General features: G+C 62.7%; 15 protein-coding genes. 10 read left to right on the top strand and 5 right to left on the bottom strand.

The features are described 5' to 3' along the window. The 4 genes from NEZ08_RS00450 to NEZ08_RS00435 all read left to right on the top strand — a co-directional run. Positions 1-598: TetR/AcrR family transcriptional regulator (locus NEZ08_RS00450; RefSeq protein ID WP_298101854.1), on the top strand; the 598-nt coding region annotated here is incomplete at its 5' end. Next, positions 595-1383 (top strand): HlyD family secretion protein, encoded by a 789-nt coding sequence (locus NEZ08_RS00445; RefSeq protein WP_298101851.1) that lies wholly within the window; start codon positions 595-597, stop codon positions 1381-1383. The genes NEZ08_RS00450 and NEZ08_RS00445, both read left to right, overlap by 4 nt. Positions 1384-1388: 5 nt before the next feature. After that, positions 1389-2324: an ABC transporter ATP-binding protein gene (locus NEZ08_RS00440; protein ID WP_298101849.1), complete on the top strand. Its 936-nt coding sequence runs from the start codon at positions 1389-1391 to the stop codon at positions 2322-2324. A 2-nt stretch (positions 2325-2326) separates the two neighbouring features. Further along, positions 2327-3487 carry an ABC transporter permease gene (locus NEZ08_RS00435; RefSeq protein ID WP_298101856.1) on the top strand — a complete coding sequence of 387 codons (1161 nt, stop codon included), beginning with the start codon at positions 2327-2329 and terminating at the stop codon, positions 3485-3487. A 21-nt stretch (positions 3488-3508) separates the two neighbouring features. On the opposite strand, the gene NEZ08_RS00430 is transcribed toward NEZ08_RS00435, so the two are convergent. Beyond that, entirely contained in the window at positions 3509-3970 is a 462-nt protein-coding gene (locus tag NEZ08_RS00430) for a DUF488 family protein (RefSeq protein WP_298101846.1), read from the bottom strand. 5 nt (positions 3971-3975) lie between these two features. Beyond that, positions 3976-4806 carry a DUF72 domain-containing protein gene (locus NEZ08_RS00425; RefSeq protein WP_298101842.1) on the bottom strand — a complete coding sequence of 277 codons (831 nt, stop codon included), beginning with the start codon at positions 4804-4806 and terminating at the stop codon, positions 3976-3978. 308 nt (positions 4807-5114) lie between these two features. Between NEZ08_RS00425 and NEZ08_RS00420 the strand changes: the two genes are divergently transcribed. The 3 genes from NEZ08_RS00420 (at position 5115) to NEZ08_RS00410 (ending at position 9184) form a co-directional block, all read left to right on the top strand. Further along, positions 5115-6248 carry a glycosyltransferase family 2 protein gene (locus tag NEZ08_RS00420; protein WP_298101839.1) on the top strand — a complete coding sequence of 378 codons (1134 nt, stop codon included), beginning with the start codon at positions 5115-5117 and terminating at the stop codon, positions 6246-6248. A 7-nt stretch (positions 6249-6255) separates the two neighbouring features. Beyond that, positions 6256-7755 (top strand): glycosyltransferase family 39 protein, encoded by a 1500-nt coding sequence (locus tag NEZ08_RS00415; RefSeq protein WP_298101837.1) that lies wholly within the window; start codon positions 6256-6258, stop codon positions 7753-7755. Between the two features lie 373 nt (positions 7756-8128). Then, positions 8129-9184, top strand: coding sequence for a DUF2778 domain-containing protein (locus NEZ08_RS00410; RefSeq protein WP_298101834.1), 1056 nt, complete (start codon positions 8129-8131; stop codon positions 9182-9184). 266 nt (positions 9185-9450) lie between these two features. On the opposite strand, the gene NEZ08_RS00405 is transcribed toward NEZ08_RS00410, so the two are convergent. Together NEZ08_RS00405 and NEZ08_RS00400 are read right to left on the bottom strand one after the other, a co-directional pair. Next, a complete protein-coding gene (locus NEZ08_RS00405) occupies positions 9451-11499 on the bottom strand; it encodes a hydantoinase/oxoprolinase family protein (protein ID WP_298101829.1) in 2049 nt (682 codons plus the stop codon). After that, positions 11499-13163 carry a hydantoinase B/oxoprolinase family protein gene (locus tag NEZ08_RS00400; protein WP_298101827.1) on the bottom strand — a complete coding sequence of 555 codons (1665 nt, stop codon included), beginning with the start codon at positions 13161-13163 and terminating at the stop codon, positions 11499-11501. The genes NEZ08_RS00405 and NEZ08_RS00400 overlap by 1 nt, the downstream gene beginning before the upstream one ends. 975 nt (positions 13164-14138) lie before the next feature. Here NEZ08_RS00400 and NEZ08_RS00395 point away from each other — a divergent pair. After that, positions 14139-14381 (top strand): hypothetical protein, encoded by a 243-nt coding sequence (locus NEZ08_RS00395; RefSeq protein WP_298101824.1) that lies wholly within the window; start codon positions 14139-14141, stop codon positions 14379-14381. 564 nt (positions 14382-14945) lie between these two features. Here NEZ08_RS00395 and NEZ08_RS00390 read toward each other — a convergent pair. Continuing rightward, positions 14946-15860 (bottom strand): SH3 domain-containing protein, encoded by a 915-nt coding sequence (locus tag NEZ08_RS00390; RefSeq protein ID WP_298101823.1) that lies wholly within the window; start codon positions 15858-15860, stop codon positions 14946-14948. Positions 15861-16238: 378 nt separating this feature from the next. On the opposite strand from NEZ08_RS00390, the gene NEZ08_RS00385 reads away from it, so the two are divergent. Further along, complete coding sequence (locus tag NEZ08_RS00385) at positions 16239-17948, top strand: methyl-accepting chemotaxis protein (protein WP_298101820.1); 1710 nt, start codon at positions 16239-16241, stop codon at positions 17946-17948. Between the two features lie 237 nt (positions 17949-18185). Next, positions 18186-19313 carry a M20 family metallopeptidase gene (locus tag NEZ08_RS00380; RefSeq protein ID WP_298101817.1) on the top strand — a complete coding sequence of 376 codons (1128 nt, stop codon included), beginning with the start codon at positions 18186-18188 and terminating at the stop codon, positions 19311-19313. Positions 19314-19317: the final 4 nt, after the last annotated feature.

Here is a 19317-nt window from a genome sequence, read left to right as displayed (position 1 = left end):
CCGTGCCGCACGCGCCGCCGACCGGCGTCAGGCGATCATCGAAGCCGCCTTCGAAACCTTCATCGAGCAGGGCTATGCCGCCACTCGTCTCGATGACGTCGCCAAACGGGCCGCCGTCGCCAAAGGAACGATCTACCTTCACTTCAAGGATAAGCACGCGCTGTTCGAGGAACTGGTCCGCAATGCGATCGTGCCTGTCGCGTCCAGGCTTGCAGCCCCGCCGCCCGCAACCGGTTCGATCCGCGCGGTGCTGGAGAGTTTTGCCGCCAATTTTGTCCGCGAAGTCACCAGCACGCGGCGAGGCGCGATCGTGCGGCTGGTCATTGCGGAGGGACCGCGCTTTCCGGCGATCGCCGACTTCTATTATCGCGAAGTGGTCTCGCGGGGGATGGCCGGGATGCGCGCGCTGATCGAGCTCGGCATTGCCAGAGGCGAGATCAAGCAGGTCGGCCTGAAGGATTTTCCGCAGATTGTGGTGGCACCGGCGATGGTCGCCGTGATTTGGCAGGGATTGTTCGGACGTTTCGCTCCGCTCGATGTCGCCGCCATGCTCCGCGTTCATCTCGATTTGATTTTTGGCGAAGGGAGCGGGGAATGATCTTGTCGCAGGCGATATGGCGCGGCCTGGCAGCGCTGGCGCTGACGGCACTGCTGGGTGGATGCAACGAGGCCCGCAACCCCGGCTATCAGGGCTGGGTCGAAGCCGACATGATTTTCGTCAGCCCCGACGAATACGGACGCGTGACCAAGCTCAACGTGCGCGAAGGAGACGAGGTCAAGCCCGGCGATCAGCTTTTTTCGGTCGACGACGATTTGCAGCAGGCGAACCTCAATCAAAGCAAGGCGACGCTCGTCAACGCCCAGCAGAGTTATGACCGTGCCTCCTCGCTGGCGAAAACGGGAGCTGGCACGCAGGCCGCGCTTGATGCGGCCGTGTCGGCGCTCCGTGTCGCCCAAGCCCAGGTCCTTACGTCGGAGACGCGGCTTGCGCGGCGCATTGGCTACGCGCCGATCGCCGGTACTGTGCAACAGATCTACTTTCGCGTCGGCGAGACGGTCGGAGCTCAGCGGCCGGTGTTGTCGATCATGCCGCCCGGCAACATGAAGGTGAGATTCTATATCCCCGAGGCCGACTTACCGAAGCTTGCGATCGGCGAGGAGGTGCGGGTTTCCTGCGACAATTGCTCGGCCGATTTGACTGCAAGAATCTACTTTCTCTCCACCACAGCTGAATATACCCCGCCGGTTATCTACAGCCTCGATGAACGCAACAAGCTGGTCTACCTCGTGCAGGCGAGGCCCTCGCGCCCCGATGCCTTGCGGGTCGGGCAGCCGATCAGCGTTTTCTTACGGCCAAAGACCCCCGTCGCAGACAAGCGGTGACAGCGATGACAACGTCGTCCCCCGATATCGCCATCGACGTTCGTGGACTTTCGAAATCCTTCGAGGGCCGCGAGGTCGTGCATGAGCTCAGCATGCAGGTGAAGCGCGGCTCGATTTACGGTTTCCTCGGACCGAACGGCAGCGGCAAGACCACGACCATTCGCATGCTCTGCGGGCTGTTGACGCCGGACAGCGGCGAGGGCGAGTGCCTCGGTTACGATATCCGGCGCGATGCCGACAAGATCAAGCGCCGGGTCGGCTACATGACACAGCGCTTTTCGCTGTACCAGGATCTCTCCGTTCGGGAAAATCTCGAATTCGTCGCGCGGCTCTACGGCATGCCTGATCCGACGGCGGCCGCGCGCAATATGATCGAGCGTCTCGGCCTGAGCGGTCGCGACAGGCAGCTAGCGGGCGAATTGTCCGGGGGCTGGAAGCAACGCCTTGCGCTTGGCGCCTGCACCTTGCCCAGCCCGCAACTCCTGCTTCTGGACGAGCCGACCGCTGGCGTCGATCCCAAGGCGCGGCGCGACTTCTGGAACGAGATCCACGCTCTTGCAGCCGAAGGCCTCACTGTCCTGGTCTCGACGCACTACATGGATGAGGCCGAACGTTGCCACGAGATCGCCTACATCGCCTATGGCCATCTGCTGACACACGGGACCGTCGAAGACGTCATCGCCAAGTCGGCGCTCTCGACTTTTACGGTGACTGGCGACGACGTGCATTCGTTGCAGGAACGCCTCACGGGCAAACCGGGGATCGACATGATTGCGCCGTTCGGCGCGAGCCTGCACGTCTCGGGACGTGACCGGGCAGCACTCGAAGCCAGTATCGCGCCGTGGCGGGAGGACAAGACTTTGCACTGGGAGGCCAGCGAACCGTCGCTGGAGGATGTTTTCATCGAACTGATGACGCGCTCGAAGGATAATTTCCAGTGAGCATGACGGAAACCGGCGATCATCGAGGCGACATCCGCGAGCCGCGCTTCGGCTTCTGGCGGCGTTGCTATGCGATGACGGTGAAGGAATTCATCCAGCTCCGTCGCGACCGCATCTCCTTTGCCATGATCGTGATGATTCCGGTGATGCAGCTGCTCTTGTTTGGCTACGCGATCAATACCACGCCGCATAATCTTCCCACGGAAGTGCTCTTGCAGGAGGACAGCGATCTCAGCCGCTCGATCCTCAAGGCGCTGGAAAATACCGCTTATTTTCGTTTCGTGCGGGAAGTACACTCCGAAAAGGAGTTCGACGACCTCCTGACGTCCGGCAAGGTGCTGTTCGGCGTCGAAATCCCGCGCGGCTTTGAGCGCGCCGTTCGGCGCGGCGATTATCCTGCCCTGTTGGTAGCAGCCGACGCTACCGACCCGGTGGCGGCAGGCTCAGCCCTTTCATCGCTCGGCGTCCTTGTGCAGACCGCGCTCTCGCATGATCTTTACACGGGTGATCCGCCGGTGATGCCGTTCGAGATCAGGGCGCATGCGCGCTACAATCCGGCGGCGTCTTCGCGGCTCAATATCGTGCCGGGTCTGGTCGGCACCATTCTCACAATGACCATGCTGATCTTTACCGCGCTGTCGGTGACGCGCGAGATTGAGCGCGGCACGATGGAGAGCTTGCTCTCGATGCCGATTACCCCGGTTGAGGTCATGCTCGGCAAGATCGTACCTTATATCCTGGTGGGTTTCCTCCAGGCCGCGCTGATCCTTGGTATCGGTGTGTTGGTGTTCGGAGTTCCGGTGCTGGGTAGTCTGGTCATGCTGGCGTTGCTGTCGACGCTCTTCATTACGACCAATCTTTCCATAGGCTACACCTTCTCGACGCTCGCACAAAACCAGCTTCAAGCGATGCAGATGTCGATCATGTTCTTCTTGCCCAGCATTCTGTTGTCCGGCTTCATGTTTCCATTTCTGGGCATGCCGGTGTGGGCGCAATATATTGGTGAAGGCCTGCCGCTGACTCATTACTTGCGAATAGTCCGCGCCATCATGCTGAAGGGCGCAACCCTGCACAACCTCGAATATGATTCGATCGCGCTCGCGTTGCTGATGCTGGTGGCGATGACGATCGCTGTGCTGCGCTTCCGCCGGACGCTCGACTGATGACGGCGAAGGGTGGCCCATCTACACCTGTCGCGCGGTCAGGTTCTCGACTGCCACTCCATCGCGCTCTTCAATGATTTCGGCGATCCATCGCCGGTGACAATGGCGGTGGTCGCGCTCATAGCAGAGAATGCAGACCGGGCCTGATTTCTTCACCAGCGAAGAAAGCTCGTCCAGTTCTTCCCTGGTCTGCGCGGTCTCAAGATGTTTCGCGTAGACCTTTTGCAGCGTCTCGTATTGGCCTGCACGGGCGGCGAGGCGACCTTCCTTCGGAGTGCCGAGCCCTCGCAAATGCACGTAGCCGATGCCGCGTTCGTCGAGCCCTGCGGCGAGCTGGCTCTTCGAAAATCCGGGGCGGCGCGATGATGCGACCGCGCGGACGTCGACCAGTAGCTTCACGCCGGCCTGTTCGAGCTCATCGAGCACAGCCTGTGCCGGCGTCTGCTCATAGCCGATGGTGAAGAGCTTCTTGCGTCGGGCCACTTCGATCAACTCACGCGCGCGATCAGTTCCATCGCGCCGGCAGGTGCGCGAATCTTGCCCTCGTGGATCACATAGGCGAAGACGTCGCGCGGCATCTTCTTTGGTTTGGTGGAATCGACGTGCGGCAAGTCGTCTGGTTCTCCGCCTTCCGCCCACAATTGGAGTTTCTTTGCCCAGGCGTCGAGCTGCTTCGGCGGATAACAGGTCTTGATTTCGTCGTTGCCTTTTTGCAGCCGCGCATAAACGAAATCGCCGGCGACATCGGCAATCGCCGGATATTTTCCGTGCTCGGCGAAAACCACAGGCGTTTCGAATTTCCGGATCAGCGCCACGAATGCGGGCACGCAAAAGGAATCGTGGCGGACTTCGACCACATGCCGCAGGTGCCGCCCCTCGAGTTCGCGCGGTAAAAGCTCGAGAAACTTGCCGAAATCGGCTTCATCGAATTTCTTGGTCGGCGCGAATTGCCAAAGCACGGGTCCCAGGCGGTCGCCGAGTTCGAGTACGCCGGAGTCGTAAAACCGCTGCACGGAGTCGCCAGCCTCGGCCAGCACGCGGCGGTTGGTGGCAAAGCGCGGGCCCTTGACTGAGAACACAAAGCCGTCCGGCACCTCGTTTGCCCATTTGCGAAAACTCTCCGGCTTTTGCGAGCCGTAATAGGTACCGTTGATCTCGATCGAGGTGAGTTTGGAGGCGGCGTATTGCAACTCTTTCGCCTGTGCGAGTTTTTCGGGATAAAACACGCCGCGCCATGGCTCGAAAGTCCAACCGCCGATGCCGATGAATATCCGGCCGGACTTCGCGGAAGCGGTTTTGGAGGCGTTGGCTTTGCTCACGGGGCAGTCTCGCTCAGGTGCAGGGAGGGCGTCAGCGTAGTCAAGCCCGTTCGAATTGACCAGTTCGGCTCGCCTGACCGATCTCATCCGAGCCCTTGCATTGAGCGGAATGGTTCCTATCTTGGATGCAACGGCGACGTTGATGCCTTCCCCCCGGGGCTCCGTCGCTGGGACGACGACTCAATAGCTCGGCAGCGCCGGATGTAAGCGCGCCGCCTGTTGGTGGTCGTTGGCATTTTTAGGCCCGACGAGCCGTCACCGGCCATTCTCTTGGCATCTCCTTAAATCATCGGATATACGCTGGCGTCATGAACGACGTCTCGCAAATCGCCGTCAAGAATCCGGCCCAAATCGTTGGATTGCCTCAACTTTCTGTTGTGATTCCGACGTTCAATGAGCGGGATAATGTCGTCACGTTGTTCCGGCGACTGGAACAAACGCTGGCCGGCATCCCATTCGAAGCAGTTTTCGTCGACGACAACTCGCCCGACGGGACCTGGCAGGTTCTGCGTGCGCTCTCTCGGGAGGACGACCGGGTTCGCTGCATCCGGCGGATCGGCCGGCGCGGCTTGTCGGGCGCCTGTATCGAGGGCATCCTGGCCTCGAGCGCGCCGTGCGCGGCGGTCATGGATGCCGATCTGCAGCACGACGAGACGCAGCTGCCGAAAATGCTTGCCCTGCTGCAAGGCGGCCAATTCGATCTGGTGGTGGGCAGCCGCTACATCGAAGGCGGCAGCGCCGAAAGTTTCAATCGCCAGCGGGCAGGGGCCAGTGCGCTCGCCACGGAAGTCGCCAAGCGCGTGCTGCGGGTCGAGATCGCCGATCCAATGAGCGGCTTCTTCATGATCCGCCGCGACTGTTTCGAAAAACTTGCGCCGCAGCTCTCCACACAAGGTTTCAAGATTCTGCTCGATGTGGTAGCGACCGCTCACGGTGCGCTCCGCATCAAGGAAATACCCTACACTTTCGGCTCGCGGCTTCACGGCGAGAGCAAGCTCGACTCCATGGTCGCGCTGGATTTTCTCGGTCTGGTGCTGGCGAAGCTGACCGGCGACGTGGTGTCGCTGCGATTTCTGCTGTTTGCGCTGGTCGGTTCGCTCGGCGTCGTCGTGCATTTTGCCGGTCTTTACACGGCGCTGAGGATTTTCCGCTTTCCGTTTGCGGAGGCGCAGGCCGTCGGCGCGATTTGTGCCATGACCAGCAACTTCATCCTGAACAATTTCCTCACCTATCGCGACCAGCGGCTCAAGGGCCTGGCGATTCTACGCGGTCTGCTCCTGTTCTATCTCGTTTGTAGCGTCGGTCTTTTCGCCAATGTCGGTGTCGCGTTCTCGGTCTATGACCAGCAGCCAATTTGGTGGCTCGCGGGCGCGGCAGGCGCGCTGATGGGCGTGGTCTGGAACTACGCGATGTCCGGACTGTTCGTCTGGCGCAAGCGATGAATCTTTCATGAGTCCGAACGAGGATCGGCTCGTCCGCAACACGACGCTGACCGTGATGGCGCTCGTGGTGCTGCGGCTCGTCGCCGCCGCATGGACGCCGCTGACCTTCGACGAGGCCTATTACTGGATCTGGTCGAAGCATCTCGCCTTCGGTTACTACGATCACCCGCCAGGCGTGGCCCTCGTTATCCGCCTCGGCACCATGATTGCCGGCGATACCGAGCTTGGCGTGCGGCTGATATCGATCCTGCTCGCGCTGCCGATGAGCTTCGCCGTGTTTCGCACGGCTGAAATCCTGTTCGGAAGGCGCGTGGCCGCCAATGCCACCATTCTCCTTAACGTCACGCTGATGGCCGCGGTCGGTACGCTGATCGTGACGCCGGATTCGCCTTTGCTGGTGACCTCGAGCTTTGTGCTGTTCTTCCTCGCCAAGGTGCTGGAGAGCGGACGCGGCGCATGGTGGCTCGCGGTCGGTGTCGCCACGGGCCTGGCGTTGGCTTCAAAATACACTGCGATGTTTTTCGGACCTGCGATCGTGATCTGGCTGATCAGCGTTCCGAAACTGCGCCGCTGGTTTGCCTCGCCCTGGCTTTATCTCGGCGGACTGACGGCGCTTGCGGTATTTTCACCGGTCATTCTCTGGAATGCGGATCATCACTGGGTTTCCTTCATCAAGCAACTCGGCCGGTCCGAGGTGATCCAGTTCAAGCCCGCTTTCATCGGCGAATTGATTCCAACCCAGATCGCGTTTGCGACGCCGTTCGTCTTCGTTCTCGGCGCGATGGGCCTCTACGCACTGTCGAGGCGCGATGGCGGGGCGCTGGCATCGCGTGCGCTGGTCAACGCGATGTTCTGGACGATCACGCTGTATTTCCTCTGGCACTCGCTGCACGCGCGTGTCGAGGCGAACTGGTTTGCGCCGGTGTACCCGCCGCTCGCCATTGCCGCGGCGGCAGCCGTCGACGTCACCCTTTGGGGACGCCGCTCGCAACGCGTGGTGAACTTTTGCCTGCGCTGGGCGTCGCCGGTCGGCATCGTGATGTTCGCCTGCTTGATCCTTCAGGCCAACACCGGAATTCTCACCGGCTTTCGCCGCGACGCCACAGTGCGTAGCGTCGGGGTCGGATGGAGAACGCTCGCCGCCAACATTGAAGCCACACGCGCGCGTGTGGGCGCAAGCTGCGTGCTCGCCCCCGACTACGGCACCGCGAGCTGGCTTACCTTCTACCTGCCGAAAGGTACCTGCGTGATACAGCCGACGCAGCGCATTCGCTGGGTCAATATGGACGAGCCGGATCCGGCTAAATTGTCGGGCAAGCTTCTGTGGGTCGACGAGGTGCGCGCTTCGATCCAGCCTTACGTGGCGCAGACGTTTGCGAAAGTCGGACGCGTCGGCGAATTCAAGCGCATGCGCGGGCCGTTGGTGATCGAGACCTACGCGCTCGATCTGCTCGAGCAACCGAAGCGTCCTGTGCTCGACAATTCGCCGCCGCCGGAATTGCAGTAGCGGTTTTGGCCTTGTTAAAAATGGCGGATTCAAGGACGGAAGTTGCGAGCTGGTCCGGAAGGTTACGGGGCTAAATTGCCGCAAATCCGTCTCAAAATGAGACTGCCTTAGAACCGCCCCGCACTTAATCCCCATTTAACTAAAACTTGCCTTAATGACGACCTGCGCCTCTGCGAAACGCTGCCCACGTAATTCGGCGGACGATCGTGTATTGGCCGCCGTTCGGAGGTGCCCACGCCGTGCACCTCGCCGGACGGGGGTCAGAGGGGAACGAGGGGAAATCAGTCCGGATGCAAGGCGGATGAGTACGAGTACAGTTGCGTGTTTTGAGTTCGCGGCACCCACTTCTAAACGACCAGCCCGCAATGAGACCGTGCAGCGCTTGTTCACCGCGACAGCGGTGATCGCGCTCGTCATCGGCTGCGCCTGGACGGTCTACGCCAACATTTTTGCTGCCAGCCCCTATCCGGAAATCGGCAGCGTCAATTTCGATGCGCCGGTCGCGCGCCGGTTTGCCATCGCGATCCACCCCGTCGTACGGCGCGAAGAGGTGGTCATCGCCGCCGCCGAACCCGCCCTGCCGGCTCAGCCGGAGCTTTCTTTCACCGATCGTTTCGCCGCCGCCTCGCCGCAGGGCGTAGAACCGGCACCCGCGCCGCCGGAGCCTGTGAAGCTTGCCGTCGCGCCGGAGCCCGAGCCTCTGAAGCTTGCCGAAGCACCGAAGAGCAAGATCGAGCCGGCAAAGAAGGCCGACACTGCCAGGGCGAAGGACACGAAGGAAGGATCGAAGCTCCAGTTCGCATCGGCAACGCCGGCCGCACAATCGGAGGAGCCGCCACGGGGCATTTTCCGCGACATGGCCCAGCGCGCGAAGAACGCAATCCTGTCGATTGCATCGAGCGACAGGAAGTCCATCGTCGACAAGCTGTGGGGCAAGGAAGGCTTGCATAATCCGGTCCTCGCCTATGCCTCGGCCGACGCGGGCAGCGTGACCGGCAGCATCGGCCGCGAACAGAACCCGATGCTCGGCGGATCGCCGCCGTACGACCGTGACACGGCCGTCTACGACATCGCAGCCCACACCGTATATCTGCCCGATGGCACCAAGCTCGAAGCGCATTCCGGCCTTGGGCAGTATCTCGACGACCCGCGCTCCTCGCGCATCCGCATGCGCGGCGTGACGCCGCCGCACATCTATACGCTGAAGCCGCGCGAAGCGCTGTTCCACGGCGTTGCGGCGCTCCGCCTGACGCCGATCGGCGGCGAGGAAACGATCTTCGGCCGCGAAGGTCTGCTCGCGCACAGCTTCATGCTCGGTCCGAACGGCGATTCCAACGGCTGCGTCTCGTTCCGCGATTACAACGCTTTCCTCAGCGCCTACCATAACATGGGCATCCGCAAGCTCGCCGTCGTCGCTCATGTCGACTAGGACCGCCGATCTGAGATCCCTGCACCACAAGCGGCGAATTCGATTACGGACTTCAGATCGATAGAGCGGTCCTGGAATCGATCAGTTCGGTAGAACTCTTTCGATTCCGAAGTTCGCATCGGAGATCGCCGTGATACGACGCGAACCTCGGAATCGGAGCTCTCGGCGGGCCGCGGCCCCGCGCGTCGTGCTCTCCTGCTCGAATGTCAAAAAGCCCGTTCGTCTGACGCGGTCGTGAACACTGATCGCGTCCCGTCCAGGGTTACTCACGTCAGCCGCACCTGAATATCCAGCCAGCCGAGATCATTGACGGTGAGCCTGTCGCCGGAATTGATCACGACGGTTGTCGTTTCGGCCTCGACGATGGCGGGGCCGTCGATTGCGTGCCCCGGTTCGAGCGTCTCCAACGCATAGACGGGAACATCCCGCCACGTGCCGAAATAGGCCTTGCGCATCGAGCGTGGCGCGCAAGCGGCGGATGAGGCTGCAAGATGCCGCGGCTGTTTACCTGGTGTGACCCGGCCGACGGCCGCGACGCGGGCGTTGACGAACACCACCTCCTGGTCGCGCGAGGCATAGGTGTAAAGCTCTTCGTGACGGTCGTGAAACCGGCGCTCAATTTCCTCGGCGAGCGCCGGCGCCTGCCAATCGACGCCGTCGAGCGGCACGTCGATTTCGTAAACCTGCGCGCCGTAGCGCATTTCCGCAGTACGTTCGATGCGAAGCGGTCCGTCGAACCATGACCTGAGACGGCCAGCCGCCTGCTGCTCCAGCCGCGCGAAGAGGTCGCGCACGTCATTGGCCGCAACGCCCGCACTGGCACCCATCTGGGTCTGGCTTGCCTCGTAACGCAAATCGCTCGTCAGCATGCCCCATGCCGACAGCACCGAAGCAATGGTCGGCACGATGATGCGTCCGATCTCGAGTTCGCGCGCGATCTCGACCGCGTGCAATCCGGCCGCGCCGCCGAAGCTGAGCAGCGTGAATTTGCGCGGATCGACGCCGCGTCGCAGCGTCATCAACCGGATGCCGTCGGCCATCTTCAGGTTGACCAGCCGGTAGATACCGGCCGCAGCTTCAATGCGGGACAGCTTGAGCGAAGCCGCAAGACGGTCGACGGCCGCTTCCGCGGCGGTGAAATCGAGCGGGCGCTTTCCGCCCATGAAAGCGGCGACGTCCAGGTAGCCGAGGACGACATTGGCGTCGGTCACGGTGGATGCCGTACCGCCATTGCCATAGCAGGCAGGCCCGGGCAGGGCGCCCGCGCTTTCGGGGCCGACATGGAAGGTCCCGCCGGCATCGACCTGGGCGATCGAGCCGCCGCCGGCAGCGATGCTCGCGATATCGAGGCTGCGTAGCGCGATGCGTTCGCCGGCGAGACTCCCGGCGGCCGACAGCGAGGCCCGGCCGCCTGAGATCAGCGAGATGTCCGTCGAGGTGCCGCCCATGTCGAACGGGACCAGGTTGGGAATATTCAATAGCTCGGCGCAGCGGCGGCTGCCGGAGACGCCGCCGGCCGGCCCCGACAGCACCGTGCCCGCGGCGAGCCGTACCGCTTCATCCACTGGCGCCATGCCGCCGTGCGACAGAATGATGAAGAGAGAGCCTTCAAATCCCGCGTCTGCGAGGCGTTGTTCTAGCCGGTTCAGATAGAGGCGGACCAACGGCCCGACATAAGCGTTCACGATCGTGGTTGAAACGCGCTCGTATTCCTTGATCTGGGGCAGCACGTCGCTGGACCGCGACACATAGACGCCGGGAAGTTCGCGCCGGATGGTCTCGACCGCGGCGATCTCGTGTGCGGGATTGCGATAGGCATGCAGGAAGCAGACAGCAACGGATGTCACCGCCGATCTGCGAATGATCTCGATCGCATTTGCCAGAGAGGACGCATCAAGCGGCGTCAGAACCTCGCCGTTCGGGCGCAGCCGTTCGCGTATGCCCAGGCGCAATTCGCGCGGCACCAATGGCTCCGGCGGCGGCGTGCGCAAATCGTAGCGGTTGCCCTTGAGGCCCTCGCGCATCTCGATGACGTCGCGGTGGCCTTCGGTCGTCAGCAGGGCGACCTTCGCGCCCTTGCGCTCCAGCAGCGCGTTGGTCGCAACCGTCGTGCCGTGAATGAGCCGCTGGGTCTTGCCCAGCATGTCCGCGCGCGACAGATCGAGCCGCCGCGCCAGTTCGTCGAGCCCGGCCATCACACCGATGGACTGGTCACTTGGGGTGGATGGCGATTTGGCGAAAACCGTCCGCCCTGTCTCGTCGATCGCGACCAGGTCCGTGAACGTGCCTCCGACGTCGATACCGATGGTGAACATCAGGCGTCTCGCACGGCGCTGCCGGTCACGAGACCTTGCGCGAGGTCGCGATCGCGTGCCGATTTTGACCGTTTGTCGGGTGGTCCCCACCCGCCGCCGCCCGATGAGCGGATCTCGAGGCAGTCGCCGGGCAGAATTTCGATGCCGGCTTCCTTGGTGCGCAGCCGGCGCGGCGCGCGTCCATTCGAGACGAGGCGATAGTCGTGCGGCACGCCGTCCTTGCCGCCGAGCAGCCCGCAAGGACCGTGGCGCATGCCGTCGCCGGCGGTATTGCCGACCACGGGCTTGGCGGTTTCGATCACAAGATCGAGCGAGACCCCGAGACCGCCGCGGTGCTGGCCACCGCCGCCGGAATCAGCGCGGAATTCGTGACGGCGGAAGTGCAGCGGAAAGCGCACCTCGTCGACTTCGATACTGCCGAACTTGATCCCGCCCGCGGAATGCCATTCGCCGATCGACGACCAGCCGTCGCCGCCCGCGGACGCGCCGCCGCCCGGGCGCGCCTGGAACAAATGCCAGATGAAATGGCGCCCGCTGCGCGGATCCTCGCCCTGGATTGCGATGCGAAACCTGCGGCTCCAGCCGGCCATGGCGCGCTCCGGGCAGGATGCTGACAGCGCCTTGATAACGGCCTCGACAATCTCGTTCGATGGATGGCTGGTGCAGAGCGTGACGGGCCGCCCATCGTCGGCATCGACGATGGTGCCCTTCCGGGTGACGATTCTCAGCGGACGCAGCGCGCCGGAATTCTTCGGAATGTCGGCATCGATCAGATAGGCGAAGGCCATGGACACAGCAGCCTGCGTATTGGCGTGAGACGAATTGACGAAGCTTCGGGTCTGCGGATCGGAGTCGGAAAGATCAACCTCGATGTTGCTGCCGCTCTTGGTGACCTTCGCGGCGATCCGGATGTCGTCGTTGCCGCGACCGTCATCGTCGAGGAACGCCTCGCCGTAGAAGACGCCGTCCTTCCAGGACGAGACCACCGCGCGCGCCTGCTGCTCGGCGGCATCGAGGATCAATTCGACGGCGCCCGCGACGGTCGGAGCGCCGAATTCCGCAAACAGGCGCGCCATGCGCCGCTCGCCAAGATGTGCTGCGCCCACCATGGCTGCGAGGTCGCCGCGAAAGTCGCGCGCATTGCGGGTGTTCAGCGCCAGCATGTCCAGAAGGTCGTCGCGCAGGCGCCCGGCTTCATACAGCTTGATCGGCGGGATGCGCAGGCCCTCCTGCCAGATCTCGGTGGCGTCAGGATTATAGGCGCCATGCGTGGCGCCGCCGATGTCGCTTTGATGCGCGCGCACGATCGTCCAGTACAGGCGCGTTTCGCCGTCGAAAATCGGGACAAAGGCGGTCACATCCGGCAGGTGGCTGCCGCCGTGATAAGGGTCGTTCAGGAGGATGACGTCACCCGGTTTGATATCGTTGAAGCGCTTCTCGACGGCAAGGGTGGCCCAGGGCAGGGCGCCGACATGCACGGGGATATGGTCGGCCTGCGCGATCAGGCGCCCCCTGGTGTCGGTGATCGCGAGTGAGAAGTCGCGGCTGGAATTGAGGATCTGCGAATAGGAGGTGCGCAGCATGGCTTCGCCCATCTCGGCGACGATCGAGGAGAGCCGGTGCTGGACGACGGAGCGCGTGATGGGATCGATCGTGACGGACATGGCGACCTGTTGACGAGATGTGGGGAGTTGAAATTGCGCGAAATCGGCGTTTGGACAATACCTTTTTCTGCGAACCCGGCCCCTCCGCGGTCAGTGCGGGGCTCAACCCACGGTCTTCGCGAGCGGCGGTGAAGCGATCCAGAAACGTCAATGGCGCTCGAAACCTGGATTGTGCGTCGTGGCTTCCGCTCCTGCCAATGACGCGAAACCGCCTTCCCGCGAGGCGATCTGCATCCGGGTCATGGGTTTGTTGTCGTCCGCCCATAGAAGGAGGGCGCAGGGAATGCCGGGTGCTCGCCGCACCCGCAGCCTCGTGCGCAAAGCAAAAAGCACACGAGTTAGTCACCACAGGTCGGCCGAACATTCCGGCATTCCCTGCGCGATGGTTTTACGGCTTCCTCCGGGCTCTCCCTGGTGATCGGGCTTTCTTGTCACCATCCCCGGTACGATGCGGAGCATTCTCACCGGGTTGACTTCGGCGTCGAGAAGTCAGGACCACACGGCTTCGCCGTCCGCTGCGCCGTCACTCGTCAGTTGACGACGCCGCGTCCATCGCATCCCGCGCCAACGTTTTGTGACGATCGCGAAACGTCCCTCATTGAGGGCGCGGGATGGCGCGAGCTTTTAGAGATGATTTGCCCGACCGGTAGAGCGAAATATTTTTTCGAAGGAGAGTGGACAGTAGAATCTCCGTTGATTTGGCGAACGAAATTCGCTTTTGCGCGCAATCGGTCCGCAGCGAAGTCAAGCTTTCACCGCGCAGCCTGGGTGAGCTTCAAAGCGACGATGGTGATGCTCTCAAGAGTTCGTGAAATGTGAGATGGCAGACACGCGTTTGCGAACCTCGGACTCATGATGGACGTGTCGATGATGTGAAGAAAAGTCATTCGAAAAAAGTTCATTGCAATGAGGACACACCGACAACGGCTACGAGGCGCAACTGCCTCCGCCAATTTTCAACCGATGGAGACGAGCATGCAGAAAACAGCTTTGACTATTTTCAGTTCGCTGCTGATCTCGGGATTGGCAGTTCAAACCGTTACGGCCTCCGAACACCAGGCGCGGTTTCGCCGGGCCTATGATCAGATGACGAACGGCTCGCAGGGCGTGGCCCCCACGAGCCGTTACATCTGGGACAATAACGGCCTCGGCGCAAGCCGAAGCGATCCGTCCAGAGTAGGCGGCGAGGACCCGACCTTCCGTCCCTCCGGAAGCTAGCAAGACATGAAAACTCCGGGGCCACCATTGAAGCAGCACGGGATTTGTTGCCGCGATATGGTGGCCGCGGCGGCCGGGGCCGGTTGGAACGGAAGCGTCGACTGGCCATTGCGGTTACGAAAAAGAAGTGCGCGGGTTGCATCGCGTCCCGCTGCCCGCATCCGGTGATCTAAGAAGCTGCCGTGCTCCGGGGCTCTGCCTCACTGTCTGAAAGCTGATGCAACTTGTCGTTGAGGTCTGTCGTTTGGTCAGGCGGCGACGAGCTTAGAAGCGTCCGCAGCCGTTCCCCAATCTCCTCGCAAATGGCGCGGGCATGCGTGTCGTCGACCATCGTGTCCAGGATCCGCCATTGATGAATTGAAGAGAGCCGAGACCGTCGCCTTTGGCTATCTGTGCGCGCGCTTGCTTTTGAACAGCGGGTCAGGAGACCTTTGGCTATCCGCTACATGCGCCGTCATTATAACGGCGGGCAACGGTCTCGCAGGTAAGAAGTCCGAGGCGGCCTTTTCGGTTCCGGCTCCGTCACGCGAAAAAAGCCCGGCGCGAGGCCGGGCCTTTCGTCATCTAGCGTCGTTCGTGGCCGGGGCCGCCGCCACCAGCCGGTCCACCACGCGGCGCGGTGTTGATGTGCGGTGCGCCGCCACCATGTGGCATGTTAGGCGCCGCATGCGGCATCGGCGTCTGCGCATGCGCGTTCATCGGCGAACCGCGGCCGACGTTCGGCTGCGCGAGATGCTGCATCGGTCGGGCGGCCGGTGTCGCGGAGAAGCGCGTCGCATGGCGGGCGTTGGCCGCAGGCGGCTGCATGCGGGCATTGGCGCGGACGGCGCCTCTTTGATTGGCGAGGTGACCGTGCCCTATACGCTCCTGGCCGATGCGGGCCTGGGTCGCAGCCTGACGTCCGCCCATTTCTCGGGAGCCGCGAATCTGCGCGGCGTTCTGCCCGCGCGTCGCCGCGCGGCCGGCAAGACCAGTGCGCGGGTTGCGTCCCGCGGCGATCGCGGCACTGCCGTTACGCGTCGCCGCACGACCGATGCGGGCAGCGGAGGGATTGAGCGTCATCCGCGTCGCGGCGCGTTGATGGGAGGTCCAGTAGTTGTTCCAGTAGGCCCGGCGGTGATACCAGGGCCGTCCCGCATAATAGCTCGACCAGTATGAGCTCAACACGAACGGCACGATGGGCACGTCGACCTCATCGGCATAGTCGGGGAGATAGACGTAGGCGTTGTGGTAGAGATATTCGAGATATTGCGACGATACCCAGCCGCGGTCGTCGGACCAGCTGACATCGCACCAGGCATCGCCCCTTAGGCATCCGTGGACATAGACGCGGGCGCCGCCGGGAATGCGATCGACGGTCGGAAAGCCGAACCCGGGACCGGCCCTCAGGCTGGCCGATTCAGTAACGATGCCGGGCGCCGCGAGCGCGGCGGTCGGCGCGAGCAGCAGTGCTGCCGTCAAGACTGCCTTGAGTTTCATGACACGTTCCTCCTCAAAGAAGCGGAACGTTCGACAGCTGGCGCGCGTTCCGCGCGCGATCGTCGCACGCAGAAAAATGCTGAAGGGTTCAGCCGGATCGGCGCCTGCCGGTGTCAGCCGTTCATCCGCTGTTCATGTGCAGGTACCGCTGGGCGGACGATGCTCCGTCTTTTTCGCAAAGCAAAACATCGCTGCCGGCGTTTTTGTTTTGCTGGACCGCCTGCGAATCCGTGTCGCCGCAGCCTGCCGTTCGTGCTCGTCGCCCTGTTCGGTGGGGTCCCGGCGGCCGACACGCTCTGGTGGCAAAGGCGACGTGAACGTCTTTGTAAGAATTGAAGGGTAGACAGGTAATCTGTTGTTCTCTGACGGGGAAAAACGATGACTTCTGCCTCCGGCTCGCGTTTCCCGCGGCTTCGGCTGACGATCTCCCGCAGGCTGGCGCTGCTGGTCGGAGCCGCTGCCCTCCTGATGCTGGGCGGGTTTGTCGTTCAACTCCTCACCATTCGCGACACGCTGCTCGAGGGACGGCGCGACGCCGTCCGCAATGAGGTCCAGAGCGCGGTTTCGATTGCGCAGCACTACGTTGCGGAGGCCGCCGCCGGACATCTCACCGAGGCCGAGGCACAGCAACGCGCGCGCACGGCGCTGCGCTCGATGCGTTTCGGCGAAGGCGACTATATCTACGTTTATCGCTATGACGGCGTGAACGTCGTCCACGGCCTCAAGCCTGACCGCGAGGGCAAGAACTTCATCGACCAGGTCGATTCCAACGGCGTTCGTTTGAACGCCAACGTGATCGCCGCCGCACAGGCCGGTGGCGGGTTCACCGAATTCATGTTTCCGCGTGCCGGGCACGACACGCCTTCGCCGAAGCTGGCCTATGCAGCGCCGGTCCGCGAGTGGCAGTGGGCGGTGGGCAGTGGCGTCTACATCGACGACGTCGACGCGATGTTCCGGATCCGCATTTTCCATATGCTGGAGATCGTGACGGCAATCCTGGCGCTGCTCGGCGTCAGCTCCTGGTGGCTTGCACGAGGCCTGGTCAGGCCCGTCCGCGCGCTCACCGGCGCGATGACGAGGCTCGCCGGCGGCGAAACCGCGGCCGAGGTCCCGGCAACCGGCCGCGAGGACGAGATCGGCGAGATGGCTCGCGCCGTCAGGGTTTTCAAAAACAACATGATCGAGGCGGATCGCCTGCGCCACGAGCAGGAGCAGCAAAAGGCAAGCGCAGCCGCCGGGCAGAAGGAGGCGCTGATCCGGATGGCCGACGAGTTCAGCGCGAGCGTCGGCGGAATCATCAATACCGTCGCTTCCACGGCGACCGAGATGCAGGGCGCCGCGCAGTCGCTGAGCGCGACCGCGGAAGAGGCGAGCCGCCAGGCGGATGCGGTGACGGGTGCCGCGGGTCGGGCGACCAGCAACGTCGAGACCGTTGCGACTGCGGCGGAAGAGCTCTCCGCTTCCATCAGCGAGATCGGGCGCCAGGTGGCGCAATCCTCGGCGATCGCCGTGAAGGCGGTCGATCAGGCAAAGCGCACCAACGATACGGTGAATAGCCTCGCCCAGAGCGCGCAGACGATCGGCGAGGTCGTGGGCCTGATCCAGCAGATCGCAAGCCAGACCAATCTGCTGGCGCTGAACGCTACCATCGAGGCGGCGCGCGCCGGCGAGGCGGGCAGGGGCTTTGCCGTGGTCGCCTCCGAGGTCAAAAATCTCGCCAGCCGGACGGCGACGGCGACCGAGGAGATTACCAGCCAGATTGCCTCGATTCAGAACGTCACCGGCGAAGCCGTCACGGCGATCCAGAGCATCGGCGAGACGATCGGGCAGATCAACGAGATCGCTTCCGCGATCGCGTCTGCCGTCGATCAGCAGGGCGCTGCGACCCGGGAGATCGCCACCAGCGTCAATCAGGCGGCCGCGGGGACCAATGAAGTCTCCTCCAATATCGCCGGCGTGACCCGCGCCTCCGGCGAGGTCGGCGCCGCGTCGAGCCAGGTGCTCAATTCGGCCAGCGAGTTGTCAAAACAATCCGAGCGGCTGAAGAAGGACGTCGAACGCTTTCTCGACAACGTCCGCGCGGCGTGATGAATCCGACCGGGCGACTGTCTCATTGGACCGGGCTTTCTTGCCACTATGGTCCGGGATTGTTTCGCCAACTCAAGGCCAGCATCGAGACCCGGAACCACACGACTTTGCCGGCCGTCATCATGTCGTCGGCTTGCTGTGTGATGGCCTTCATCGCATCCTGCACCGGCAGAGAGTGACGAGGGTCTTAGTGGGCGCGGACGCCCTCAACCCGATCGGCGGAAAGCAAAGGACATCATGCACGAAAGGGTCAGCGACAGCGTCGCGCTTGCGAGAAGGCTGGTACAGTTTGCATCGCTCAATCCGCCCGGAGAGGAGAAGCCCTGCGCGGATTACCTCGCCCATTTGCTCAGGCAGGCGGGTCTTGAGGTGGAGACGCATGAGTTCGTGCCCGGACGTCCTTCCATGGTTGCCCGGTTGCGCGGGACTGAGCACCTGAAGCCTCTCGCCTTTACCGGACACCTCGACGTCGTGCCGCTCGGTGAGAAGCCCTGGTCAACACCACCTTTCGCCGGTGAAGTTCGTGATGGGAGGCTGATCGGGCGGGGCTCAAGCGATATGAAGTCCGGTGTTGCAGCCTTCGTGACCGCGACCATCGCGCAGGCGAAACGGAGCAAGCCGGCGCGAGGCATCACTCTGGTGATTACGGCCGGAGAGGAGACCGGTTGCGAAGGGGCTTTTCATCTGGCGAAAGCAGGAGCCTTGGGTACTGCAGAGCTATTGATCGTCGCCGAGCCGACCTCGAACATGCCGATCATTGCGCACAAGGGATCAGTGAGGCTGCGGATCACCGCCAGAGGAAAGTCGGCTCACTCTTCGATGCCCGAATTGGGTGACAATGCGATCTACAAGGTTGTGGAATGGATCGGCCTCATCAAAGCGCTGCGCTTCGAGAACCAATCCCATCCGCTCTTGGGTCATACGACCGCCGCTGTCACCATGGTGTTCGGCGGCCAGAACATCAATTCGGTCCCCGATTCCGCCAGCTTCACCGTGGACTTTCGAACCGTGCCATCGCACGACCATGGCGAACTGGTCGCCGAGATCCGGCGCCTATGCGGCGACGAAGCCGGAATCGAAATCGTGACAGACTTCAAGGGCTTTGCAACCGCACCCGATCACAGCGCCATCGAGCCGCTCATGAATGTATTGGAGGATCGTCTGGGAAGGCGTCCTGAGGCCGTTGGAGCACCATACTTCACCGATGCGTCGGCGCTGGTGCCTGGCTTTGATCATGCAGCAACGGTGGTCATCGGACCCGGCGAAGCCGATCAATGCCATCAGACGGACGAGTTCTGCTACGTCCACCGGATCGACGAGGCCTTCGAAATCTACACGGCCCTGATCCGGCGCATGTGCGAGTGACATT

Source organism: Bradyrhizobium sp. (genome assembly GCF_027451485.1).
Classification (GTDB): domain Bacteria; phylum Pseudomonadota; class Alphaproteobacteria; order Rhizobiales; family Xanthobacteraceae; genus Bradyrhizobium.
Note: the sequence above shows the minus strand (reverse complement) of the source record. Positions and strands in the feature narration are given on the sequence as shown.

Excerpts from the sequence above, each read along its gene's own strand:
- NEZ08_RS00445 (WP_298101851.1), top strand. The coding sequence starts at position 595 with ATGATCTTGTCGCAGGCGATATGGCGCGGCCTGGCAGCGCTGGCGCTG.
- NEZ08_RS00440 (WP_298101849.1), top strand. The coding sequence starts at position 1,389 with ATGACAACGTCGTCCCCCGATATCGCCATCGACGTTCGTGGACTTTCG.
- NEZ08_RS00435 (WP_298101856.1), top strand. The coding sequence starts at position 2,327 with ATGACGGAAACCGGCGATCATCGAGGCGACATCCGCGAGCCGCGCTTC.
- NEZ08_RS00420 (WP_298101839.1), top strand. The coding sequence starts at position 5,115 with ATGAACGACGTCTCGCAAATCGCCGTCAAGAATCCGGCCCAAATCGTT.
- NEZ08_RS00415 (WP_298101837.1), top strand. The coding sequence starts at position 6,256 with ATGAGTCCGAACGAGGATCGGCTCGTCCGCAACACGACGCTGACCGTG.
- NEZ08_RS00405 (WP_298101829.1), bottom strand. The coding sequence starts at position 11,499 with ATGTTCACCATCGGTATCGACGTCGGAGGCACGTTCACGGACCTGGTC.
- NEZ08_RS00400 (WP_298101827.1), bottom strand. The coding sequence starts at position 13,163 with ATGTCCGTCACGATCGATCCCATCACGCGCTCCGTCGTCCAGCACCGG.
- NEZ08_RS00395 (WP_298101824.1), top strand. The coding sequence starts at position 14,139 with ATGCAGAAAACAGCTTTGACTATTTTCAGTTCGCTGCTGATCTCGGGA.
- NEZ08_RS00390 (WP_298101823.1), bottom strand. The coding sequence starts at position 15,860 with ATGAAACTCAAGGCAGTCTTGACGGCAGCACTGCTGCTCGCGCCGACC.
- NEZ08_RS00385 (WP_298101820.1), top strand. The coding sequence starts at position 16,239 with ATGACTTCTGCCTCCGGCTCGCGTTTCCCGCGGCTTCGGCTGACGATC.
- NEZ08_RS00380 (WP_298101817.1), top strand. The coding sequence starts at position 18,186 with ATGCACGAAAGGGTCAGCGACAGCGTCGCGCTTGCGAGAAGGCTGGTA.